Annotated in this window: 12 protein-coding genes and 1 pseudogene; all 13 read left to right on the forward strand. The window is 51.0% G+C overall.

Annotated features, from left to right (window positions below):
- Positions 1-277, forward strand: a 277-nt coding sequence (locus B2118_RS01795) for a hypothetical protein (RefSeq protein WP_428052820.1), incomplete at its 5' end; no start/stop codon positions are given.
- 2 nt (positions 278-279) lie between these two features.
- A complete protein-coding gene (locus B2118_RS01800) occupies positions 280-960 on the forward strand; it encodes a hypothetical protein (RefSeq protein WP_428052822.1) in 681 nt (226 codons plus the stop codon).
- Entirely contained in the window at positions 960-1,673 is a 714-nt protein-coding gene (locus B2118_RS01805) for a hypothetical protein (RefSeq protein ID WP_428052824.1), read from the forward strand. Before B2118_RS01800 ends, B2118_RS01805 begins: the two co-directional genes overlap by 1 nt.
- 33 nt (positions 1,674-1,706) lie before the next feature.
- Positions 1,707-3,284 carry a secretin N-terminal domain-containing protein gene (locus tag B2118_RS01810; RefSeq protein ID WP_428052825.1) on the forward strand — a complete coding sequence of 526 codons (1,578 nt, stop codon included), beginning with the start codon at positions 1,707-1,709 and terminating at the stop codon, positions 3,282-3,284.
- 76 nt (positions 3,285-3,360) lie between these two features.
- Positions 3,361-5,097: a GspE/PulE family protein gene (locus B2118_RS01815; protein ID WP_428052827.1), complete on the forward strand. Its 1,737-nt coding sequence runs from the start codon at positions 3,361-3,363 to the stop codon at positions 5,095-5,097.
- A gap of 10 nt (positions 5,098-5,107) precedes the next feature.
- Entirely contained in the window at positions 5,108-6,331 is a 1,224-nt protein-coding gene (locus B2118_RS01820) for a type II secretion system F family protein (protein WP_428052829.1), read from the forward strand.
- Positions 6,332-6,343: 12 nt separating this feature from the next.
- Positions 6,344-6,868 (forward strand): prepilin-type N-terminal cleavage/methylation domain-containing protein, encoded by a 525-nt coding sequence (locus B2118_RS01825; RefSeq protein ID WP_428052831.1) that lies wholly within the window; start codon positions 6,344-6,346, stop codon positions 6,866-6,868.
- 49 nt (positions 6,869-6,917) lie between these two features.
- Positions 6,918-7,346: a type II secretion system protein gene (locus B2118_RS01830; protein WP_428052833.1), complete on the forward strand. Its 429-nt coding sequence runs from the start codon at positions 6,918-6,920 to the stop codon at positions 7,344-7,346.
- An 8-nt stretch (positions 7,347-7,354) separates the two neighbouring features.
- Positions 7,355-7,933, forward strand: a complete 579-nt coding sequence (locus B2118_RS01835) for a prepilin-type N-terminal cleavage/methylation domain-containing protein (RefSeq protein ID WP_428052835.1) — start codon at positions 7,355-7,357, stop codon at positions 7,931-7,933.
- A 9-nt stretch (positions 7,934-7,942) separates the two neighbouring features.
- Complete coding sequence (locus tag B2118_RS01840; RefSeq protein WP_428052837.1) at positions 7,943-8,449, forward strand: hypothetical protein; 507 nt, start codon at positions 7,943-7,945, stop codon at positions 8,447-8,449.
- Complete coding sequence (locus tag B2118_RS01845; protein ID WP_428052839.1) at positions 8,446-9,156, forward strand: PulJ/GspJ family protein; 711 nt, start codon at positions 8,446-8,448, stop codon at positions 9,154-9,156. Before B2118_RS01840 ends, B2118_RS01845 begins: the two co-directional genes overlap by 4 nt.
- A 10-nt stretch (positions 9,157-9,166) precedes the next feature.
- Complete coding sequence (locus tag B2118_RS01850) at positions 9,167-9,598, forward strand: hypothetical protein (RefSeq protein ID WP_428052841.1); 432 nt, start codon at positions 9,167-9,169, stop codon at positions 9,596-9,598.
- A gap of 13 nt (positions 9,599-9,611) precedes the next feature.
- A pseudogene (locus B2118_RS01855) lies at positions 9,612-10,870 on the forward strand (hypothetical protein); the annotation flags it as partial.

Raw genomic sequence — 10,870 nt, forward strand, 5'->3', positions numbered from 1 at the left:
GGGCGGTGAAGCCCGCAGCATTGTGTTGGAAGGGGCTATTAAAACCGGTAAAGACGGCCGCGCTGATTTGGCTTTGGGCAACCAGTTTAGAGATAACCTCGTGCAACAGCCCAATTTCAAAAAAATCTGCGGCGAAAAAGCCAACATCCGCTATCCGAACGTAGCGGGTACGTCGGGCGGTAACTCGTCCAGAAGCGGCGATTCTTCTGCCGCTACCGGCACGGAAACCAGTTTCGTATTCACCTGCGGACGTCAGCAGCAGGAAGGAGGTCGCTAATTATGGCAGCAGATATGAAGGAAAAAGCGGCTAAAATGCAGGAAAACCTGAAAAAGGGTTTCCAAGACATCCAAACGGTGGCGCAGGAAGGGAACGTAAAACTCTTCGTCAAACAGTTTGTAGCGGTGCTCGTGGTATTTTTGCTGTTGCGCTATGCCAACGGTAAATTTGACGAAAAAATCCGCAACTATAACGGACAAGTGGATGCTATCCGCGTCCAGCAGACCAGCGAACAGGAATACCAGGCTAACAAGACAAAACTTTTGTCCTTGGAGCCGAAATTCCCGGACATTGAGTCTAAAAACGAGTGGTTGCTCAGCCAGATTTTGGGCATTTTCAAGGCTGCTAACGTAACGCCCCAAATTGAGGGCCAGCAGACCGAAGATACCAGCAACTCTACCTTTGTGGCCGCTTCTTTGCGGGTAAACAGCGAAATGGGTTTTACGCCGTTTGCCGAGTTCTTGGCGGGCATTGAAAACTTGGACGAATATATTAAAGTTACCGAGTTTTCCATTGCCAAACAGCAGGAAGCCAGCAAATTGGGTGTAAATAAAGTGTCTATGCGCTTTAACACCATTTTCCCGAAGGAAAAAATTGCTAAGGGTCTCTTTAAAGATTATGATAAAATAATCAAAGAGCAGCAGGCCCAAAAAGCCTCCAAGAGAAAGGGGGGTAAAAAATAATGAAGAAACTCATTTGTTTATTTACACTTTTGGCTTTTGTCTGTGTGCCGTTTGCGCAGGCGCAAAAGAACGCCCGCAAAGGTCGCCGTGCCGCCAAAAAAGATATGACGGGTACGGTCGCCCCGCAAGCGCAAAAGGCCTTGGCCGCGCAGGCGGATGTGTCTGTGGAAACCTTGCCGCAAGAGGCTCCCGCCGCCGTGCCTACGGCAATGCCGGAAGGCGCACAACCTGTGCCGCCTGCTGTGGGTGAAGCCCCGGTGGCTCCGGCCCAAGAAGGGGAAGGCTTTGTGGCTCCGCGTGAGGAAGTGGCCGAACACCCCGAAGAAGCCGCGGCCCCGCGCGTGGTGTATAACCCCAAATCCCGCCGCGACCCGACCTTGTCGCCCGACGACTTTTTGCTCTTGCAATACCGCGAGCAGCAGCGCTTGGCCGCTTTGGAAGCGGAACGCCAGCGCAAATTGGCCGAAGAAAGACGCAAACGCGAGGAAGAGGAACGCTTGCGCCAGTTGGAACTCGCCCGCATTAAAGACCCGACCCGCGAGGTGAGAAACCGCATTAAAATCGGCGGTATTATCGGCCAGGAAGTGTTTATCGGCAGTAAGATTTACACCGTAGGTAAGAGCATTTACGGCGCGCGGATTGTGGAAGTCCGCCCCGATTCCGTAGTGTTTTCTTACAAGGGGCATAAATTTGTTCGTAAAATGAAGTTGTAATCAAATCATTTAGGAAAAATTATAGGAGGATAGATGACAAATCGTTTAGCAGTTGCGCTGGCGTGTGTGGCGGTTGTGAGTTTGGGTGGCAATGCTTTTGCCCAGAAATCCCGGCAATCCCTGCCTAGCGACAACACTATCGCTGTAACAGAAGATACGACGGTAAAGTTGAATGGCGAAACCGATCTGTACAAAGAAACCGAAGAACCCTCTCCTTTGGACCGCAAGGTGTCTATTCGCGTTTCTAACGTACCGATAGCGGCGTTCTTGAACAGTATCACGACGCAAGCCAAAATCAACTTTATTATGAGCGAGGAATTCGCCAATAAAAAAGTAACGGCTTCGCTGACGCGTGTAACGGTGCGTGAAGCGTTGGATACGCTTTTGCGCGTGCAAGGGTTGGCTTATCAGCGCATCGGCAAGAGCGACAGTTACGTTGTAACCAAACGCTCCAATGATGCCCCGGATACGATTACTAAGATTTATACCCTTAGTTACATTTCCCTGCAAGGTGTTGGTTCCGCGCAAAGCGAACTCAATAGCATTATGCCGCAGGACGTATCTTCCAGCAGTTCTTCCAGTTCGTCCGATTCTACCGGGTTGAACTTGGGAAGTTCCTCCTCCGGTACGGGTTCCGACTCTTACAGCGGCGGTGCTGAAATTACGGCGATTGTAAAGAGTATGCTCTCCCCCGTGGGTAAAATTGCCGTGGATCCCCGCACGAATAAGTTGATTATTACCGACGTGGCCGAAGTCTTCCCGCAAGTGGAAAACATCTTGGCTGAGTTGGATATTAAACCCCCGCAAATTTTGATTGAAGCGCAAATTGTGGAAGTCAGCAAGACGAGCGGTTTGAGCCTCGGCTTTGAATACGGCGGAAGCGATGGCGCGATGGTGTCTATGACCGGGCCCAAACGCAAAGTGGACTTGGAATACATTAAAGGCCAAGGCGTGAAAGGCTGGAACTATATCTTCCCGAGCAAGGACCAGTTGAATAGCGATTCTTCCTCCGGCTCTGGTTCCGGTTCTTCGTCCTCTTCTTCCAGCGACGAAGGCGAAGATGAAGGCGGTTTGTTGGACTTCTCGGCCTTTAACATTGTGCTGAAAAGTTTGTTGACCCGCGGTGAAGCCAAATATTTGGGTAAACCGAAAGTGGTAACCTTGAACAACAAAACGGCCACCATCACCACCTCTACGGACGCCACTGTCGGCCAGACGATGAGCCAATCCGGCAGCAGTTCCGGTGAAGGGATGACCACCACCTCTGCGGAAAGAAAACGCGTCGGTCTTACCTTGCAGGTTACCCCGCAGGTAAACCGCGAAGGCTATGTAACGCTCTATGTTCAGCCCTCGTATTCCGACTTGGTGAGTTCCGGCTTTGACTTTTCCAAAGATACCACCACCCGCGCGGCCTCTACCTTGGTCCGCGTGAAAAACGGCCAAACGGTCGTTATCGGCGGTCTGCTCACCTCGCGTGAAACGGACCAGACCCGCAAAGTACCGCTCTTGGGCGATATCCCGTTGTTGGGCTGGCTGTTTACGAGCAAGACCAAATCTAAAAGTACCACCGACTTGGTCATCTTCATTACCCCGACCATTTTGGCGGAATAGTTAATATCTTTAACCTGCCCCCGGTTCCTGCCGGGGGCGGGCAGTATCAAAAGCAACCAATACAGAGGATTAGGAAATGGCAAAACAGTTAAGTGAGATTTTGGTAGAACAAGGCACGTTAAACGAAGAACAAGTCAAACGCGCGATGTTGTTCTCCAAACAAAACAACGTAACGTTCCCAGAGGCTGTAATAAAATTCGGCTTTGCATCTGAGGAAAAAGTAACGGCGGCGCTCTCCAAACATTTTGCGGTTCCCTACGCTTCTAAAGAAAACGGCATTTTGGTGCCGGAAAAAGAGCAGAATTTGCAGGAAATCATCCCTGAAAAATTTGCCCGCGAAAATATGGTTATCCCGCTGTTCGTGGAGGACGACTCCCTCGCCGTAGCGGTGCTGGACCCGACGAACGTATTCTTGCTGGAAAACATCAAAATGATGTCCGGCAAGCAAGTGCAACCCTTTTTAGCCAGCAAAAGCCAACTTTTAAACGTAATTGATAACTTCTACTCCAACAAAAACCTGTTGGAAGAAGTAATGAACGAAGCCGCCAAACCGCAGGTAGAAGTTTCCGGCGAAGACAGCGACGACGATGTGGATGTGTCCGGCTTCTTGGACCTGGATAAGGTTTCACCAAACGCTTCGCAGTACGTAAAGCAGGTAAACGCTATTTTGCGCCAGGCCATTACGGAACGTACGTCTGATATTCACTTGGAACTGTTTGATGCGCGCGTGAGTTTGCGCTTCCGTATTGACGGTTCCTTGTACGAACGCACGGCCCCGGCCAAAGAATCCGTAAACGCTATTATTTCCCGTATTAAAATTTTGTCCAAATTGGACATCGCGGAAAAACGCTTGCCGCAGGACGGCAGTTTTACTATCCGCTACCAAAACCGCTCCATTGAAGTCCGTGTATCTGTCTGTCCGACGGTATATGGCGAAAAACTGGTGCTTCGTATCTTGGATAAAGGTACGAGCGAAATGAACGTGGATAAACTGGGCTTTGAACCGGACCAGAAAAAAGCGTTCTTGGACGCGGCCAACTTGCCCCACGGGCTGATTTTCTTGACGGGGCCTACGGGTTCCGGTAAATCTACCACCTTAAACGCGGTACTTACCACTATCCGCACGCCCGAGTTAAACTTTATGACGCTGGAAGACCCTGTGGAATACAAACTGGCTGGTATCAGCCAAGTACAGGTAAAGCCGGCCATTGGCCTTACGTTTGCGGCGGGTTTGCGTTCATTCTTGCGTCAGGACCCGGACGTAATTCTGGTGGGGGAAGTCCGCGATAACGAAACCGCCGAAGCCTGCTTGAAAGCGGCCTTAACCGGCCACTTGGTGCTTTCCACGCTACACACCAACGAAGCCTTGGGCGCCGTGCCCCGTTTGATTGATATGGGTATGGAACCTTTCTTGCTCGCGTCTTCCTTGGCGTTGGTGGCGGCGCAGCGCTTGGTGCGTATTTTGTGCCCGTACTGCAAGGTCCCGCACATCCCGGATCCGGCCACCTTACAGCGTATTATCAAGGAAGGCCATTTGAATCCGCGCGACCAAAACTCTTGGACGTTCTTTAAAGCGGTCGGCTGCCCCAAGTGCTTCGGCACCGGGTTTATGGGCCGCCGCGCTATTTACGAAGTATATCGTATGACGGAGGAAATGCGTAACATTATTTACAAAACGCAGGACCTCGTGGAATTAAAACGGGCGGCGGAACGTTCCGGCTCGCTCAACCTGCGTGCAAACGGGTGGCATAAAGTTATCCGTGGGCAAACGACGGTAGATGAAATTTTGAGTATTACGACATCAGACGAATAATAGAGGGTTTATGCAAAAATATACTTATACAGTCAGAGATGGCAACGGTAAAACCATTAAGGGTTCCGTATCGGCAGATAACCGGGAAAAAGTAATTCTCGCCCTGCAAAACAAAGGCTATTTGGTGTTGGATGTACAGGAAGGAAGCGGCGGCCTTTTTGGCGGCGGCGGTTCCTCCAAAAAGAAAGGCGGCAAGGTCCCCGGCCACGTTTTGGCGTTCTTCGCGGAACAGTTATCCACGCTGATTGCCGGCGGTGTGCCGCTGGTGCGCGCGGTATCGCTGCTCGGTGAATACGCTTCCAACCCCACCTTGGGCTATGTGCTTACGCAGGTAGCCAAGGATATTGCGGGCGGGCAGTCCTTGCACTCGGCCCTTGCCCAGCACCCCAAAACGTTCAGCCACATTTGGCTCTCCTTGGTGCAGGCGGGCGAAGTGGGCGGTCAGTTAGCCGATACCTTGATGCAGATTTCGCTCTACACCAAAACGCAGGAAGGGATGAAGAGCAAAATCATCACGGCTGTAACGTATCCGGCTATCTTGATGTTAGCCTCTGTCGGCGTGCTTATTTACTTTATTTTGGGCATCGTGCCGACCTTTGCGCAAATCTTTAAGGACTTTAACATTGACTTGCCGATGATTACGGTCGTCGTCTTAAATGTGTCCAGTTTGCTGATTAACAACGGTATTTTGATTATCGTGTCCGCGATTGCCCTGTTTGTGGCGTTCCGCTTCTACATCAAAACCGTGGACGGCAAAAAACGCTGGCACGCATTTTTAATTTCTATGCCGCTGTTCGGAAACTTTCTTAAAAACATTTACTACGACCGGATGCTTTCTACGCTGTGCACCTTGCTTAAAAGCGGTGTAACCATTTTGAATGCTATCTTGGTATTGGAAGAATCCTTTGACGGTAACGTCATTATCCAAAACGCCTTGAAGCACGTCCGCACGGAAGTGGCGGCCGGTAAAGCCATTTCCGAATCGTTCCGCGCTACGGGCGTTTTTCCGGGCTTAATGACGGAAATGATGCTGATGGGTGAAGAATCTGGTAAACTCCCCAGCATTATCGGCACGCTTTCCAAATTCTACGCTGATAACGTGGACCAGTTTATTGCCCGTTTCTCCGCGGTTATTGACCCTATCTTAATCTGCGGCGTCGGTGCGCTTATCGGTATCATTGTGGCTTCTATTTTCTTGCCTATCTTTAAATTGTCCCAAATCGGCGGCAACTAATCGGGGGAAAATATGAAGAAAGGTTTTACATTGCTTGAAGTGCTTATTGTAGTGGTGATTGCGGTGTCCGTTGCGGTGTTTGCCGTGCCGGCCTATAAAAAAACGCAAGATAAAAACCGCTACTTGGCGGCCCAAGGCGTACTTATGGATTTGGGCAACGGCCTGCGCACCTTGCAGGCGGAAGGGTATGCCTTTCCGACATCGGCCCAGCAGGTAACTTCCTCTAATATGAGCGGTACGCTGGGTACGGATGTGGAGGTAACCAATTCCAACTACCAAAAGGCCTTGGTGGTGCGCAAATATATGTCGCCTATTCCGTTTGATAACACCATCACCAGTGTTTATAAGGGCTACAAGTTTTATGCCTGCCCGGTGAATACGGCTACCACTACCGCGTGTTGCAATAACAACGCGGGCGTAGTGGCCTGTATGGAAGACAGCACCTTTGAATCTGTGGCGGCCAGTCCGACGGCAGGCCAATATTACGGGGCAACTTTCTTGCGCAGCGGCACCATCAAGCGTATTCCCAAAAACTAAACTTGACAAAGGGGCAAAACTGCGCAATACTGTATTAATGGGGAGTTTTATGAAGAGAAATGGTTTTACCTTAATTGAACTTTTAATTGCGGCTACGATTATCGGCATTTTGGCGGTGTTTGCTACGGTGGCTTACCGCAACAGCGCCTCGGATGCGCGCGCGGCCAGCGCCAAGGCCTACGCCAACGCCCTCGCCCAGGCGGCCCAGCGGTATTTGCTGGACCCGTCGGCCTGTTATTCGTCCAACGTCGCTATTACCTCTACCCCAACGGTAGGAGCCTTGGTGCAATGCGGCCTGTTGGAAACGGACCGCTCTGGCGATAACTCGGAATATTTTTCCTATGCGTTAAATACGTCCGATTCCTCTTGCTTTGTAAAAATGACCCCCAAATCGGCTTATTTAGGCAAACTTTCGGATCGCTATAAAAGGTATTCTTATTGTGTGTCCGACGCCGGAGTGGGCGTGGAAAGTTTTTAGGAGCCTTTATGACGAATAAAAAAGGTTTTACGTTAATGGAAATTTTGGCGGTGCTGCTGGTTATTGCCGTAGTGGTGTCTATGGCGGTGCCGGTGTTGCGTTCGGTGCGCTACGAGGTAAAAAACAGCCAAGCCAAAACCGCCGCCCATAAATTGGCCCAGGCCGTGCGTGCTTATTATCAGGTCAGCCGCGGCGGGGTGCCCAAGGGCCAATCCTTTACGCCCACGGTGGACGCCGATAAAAACAATGTAGTTTTGGCTGCGGCATCCGATTGTGTGGCCCCGTCCGAAACGGGTATTCCGCTTCAAAAAACCACGGGCACGGTGGAAATCAAACAGTTGTTTGCGTGCGGTTATTTGTCGTTTAAAGATTTTATTAGTTTACCTTATACCTTTACGGTGTGCGACCCGCGCCCGGGGCAAGTGCCTAATGAAACTTGCCGCTTGACCGAAGCCACGGGCACCAATACCCCTATTGTAGTAGTAAAGGGGGCGGACGGTTCCGGCGATAAATATGACGTAAGCAAAAACAGTGCTTACCATATTTATGTGGACCAGTCTATGAAGGCAAAGGATTCCTCCAAGTAGGAGTATATTATGGTGCAATTTTTAAAACGTGTTTTAACTAAAAAGAAAGGTGTAACCATTTTGGAAGGCTTGATTGCCTTGGGGCTACTGGCACTGGTGGCGGCGGGAACCTTTGGCGTGTTACTTTCTGTGGCGCGCAAATCGGGTGCGCCGGATATCCGCGAGGAAATGGTGCTTGCAGTGGAACGTGCCAACGACCTGTTGCAAATGTATCCGTCGGAGGATATGAGCGACAGCAAACTGTACGAACAATACGCTAACGGTATGTGCGGCGGGAGTTTGATTCCCTCGGATGTGCGCATTTCGGACAGCGCTCCTCTGTCGCTTGGTACGCATAACATCAAGTGTATGTTACCGCCCTTGTGCGATTACAGCAATTCCAGTTTTACTTATACGGTGGAGAAATTCAGTTTCACTACGCCCCCTTACAGTGCAGACAATATGGTAACGGGTTACTCGGAACCAAAGGGCCACCAAGTTACCTTTAATATTACTTGCAACGGGTTTACGTTATGACGAACAAAAAGGGTTTTACCTTAACTGAAATTTTGTTAGCGGTGATGATTGTAGGTATCATCGGTGTGGCGCTTGCTTCCTTGACGACGGCCGCCTCGCGCGAATCGGGCGTAGGCCGCAGTAAAGTAATGCTGCGCAACAACCTGTCCATTGCCTTGCGCCAATTGCGCCAAGATGTGCAGGAATCCACCCGCGTGCTTTATGTCCGCGGAAAAATTGACAGCGCTACGGCCGGAACGGCAATCCCGCTTTTATCCTTGGCTAAAAACGAGGATATTGATGGAAACGCCATTGGTGCGGGTAATTCTTACATTACTTATTGTTTTGTGCCGGGCAGTAAAAAGGTCGCTCCGGACAAAAAAGCCCTCTCGGGCGGAACGATTTACCGCCACGAAGGGACGGTATCTTGGAGCGGAAGCGCGCCGTCTTGCAGTTATAATGCCAATACGGATGTGTTCCTTTATAACGTAAAATTTATTCCGCCGATTGGTTCCTCCGGCTCTGATACTTATTACCCGGTGCCGTTCTTTGGGCCGGAAACGTATAGCGTAAAGGATACCAGCGCGTCGGCCGTTTCCGTGCGCCGCAAGGATTTGGGCAGTATTTTACAGGTGCGTTTGATTACTGAATTGGACAGCACCCCGGTAGTGAACGACGCTGTGGAACAAATTTTTATGTTGCCTAACGGTTACAGAGTAAAGGCATAAGGGGTCTTATATGATTTTGAAAAATAAAAAAGGTGCGGCTTTATTGCAAGTCTTGTTGGTTACCGTTATTTTGGCGGGTATGGCGACGATGCTCCTGCGCGCCAGTTTGTCCCGCACGACCGCCGCGCGCAAAACGCGCCGCACGGTTTCTGCGCAGATGCTGGTAAACTCTTGTATGGCGCAAATAAACAGTATGTGGGCCGCCAAAAGCCCCGAAATGTTCGCGCGCGATATGAACCAGTGCATTATGTATTGCAAGGACGCTTCCACGGGTACCTGCCCTACCGCCCAAGTAGAAAAAACATACAAATGCAATATTTCGCTTAACGGGCAAACCTATACCGTTACCGCGGCGTTTGACTCTACGGGTACCGACGCTATAATGCAGGATAACAAGTGTAAACTGACCTATACGATTGATTCCAGTGTGGACGTAATGTAAGCGGTGGTGGGGTATGAGAGCAATTGTTATTTTAGTGGTGGCTTGTTTGGCTGTGGTTCCGGCGTATGCCCAGCGGGTTTCGGTGCAGAACCAGCCTGCCCCTGTGGTGGTGGACGAGCCCGATTCCAATATAGACTTATTAAAGCAATCTATTGAGGCTTCCCAGCCGGCGGTTTCGGCCCCTAAAACGGCGGCTCCTGCGGCAAAAACACCTGCCCCGGCAGTAACAGCGAATACCCCGACCGCAACGGCTCCGGCCAATTCCGCCAATACCTTGGATATGCCGCTTTCTATGGGCGGTACGGTAACGTCGGTGCAAACCTCGGTGGCTCCGGCTAAAAAAACGCTTTCTCCGGCCGCGGCTAAACGCGTGCAGGCCGCTAAATCCAAACGCCGCACCGCGGCCCAAACCAACACGGCTAAAAAAGCCGCTTCCCCGCAAAAGGCCGTAAAACCCACGCAACTAGAAAAAGATATTGAAAAAAATAACGCTCTGTTGCCGCCCGGCGAACAGGCCGCAAACGAAGCCGAAGCGGAAAATACCGAAGAAGAATCCAGCGAAGAAGCCGCCGCCGACGCGGAACTGGAATACGCGGTGCGTATGTTGGAAAAATCCAAAGAGGCCGCCGAATCCGCCGGACGGAAAATCCCGGCGCCCGCCTCCCAAAACCGCCCGAACAAGGTTCCCGCGCCCAATAAAAAATTTAACCCCAATGCCTTCCGCCCCGGCGTAACGTGGGTGCCGTCGCAAAGTACGCACTTTGAAATTTATACCCAAAAACGCACAGGCAGCGGGATTAGTTCGTCCAATATGTCTATGACGTTTGAAAACGCCTACCAAACCTTGCGCCGCTTTATTCCGTGGATGATGTCCGGTAAGGTGCGCGTGTTTGTGTATCAGGACCACCAATCCTACCTGCGTTACGAGCCTAACGCCAAGGCGTGGTCCGGCGCGCTTGCGTACCCGACGCGCGGGGAAATTGTGGTGTATGACACGCCCGGCAACAAACAGGGACAAAATTTAAAGGAAAGCTTTACCCACGAACTAACCCATATTTTTACCCAGCAATTTTTTGACAGCCACAAAACGGGCCGCATTATGACGCCCACCTGGTTGGATGAGGGCTTGGCCGTTTTGTTGGAAGACCAGTCCTATGCAGGCGGGAACGGGCCGTGGAATAACGATTTTAAAACGCTTAATTTTCAGCGGGACCCCGCCAATAAACCGGGCTTTGGCAGTTTTTCCTCGTCCAGTTCCTTTGGCAGAACCTT

This window comes from Candidatus Avelusimicrobium stercoris, from assembly GCF_002437085.1.
GTDB classification, from domain to species: domain Bacteria; phylum Elusimicrobiota; class Elusimicrobia; order Elusimicrobiales; family Elusimicrobiaceae; genus Avelusimicrobium; species Avelusimicrobium stercoris.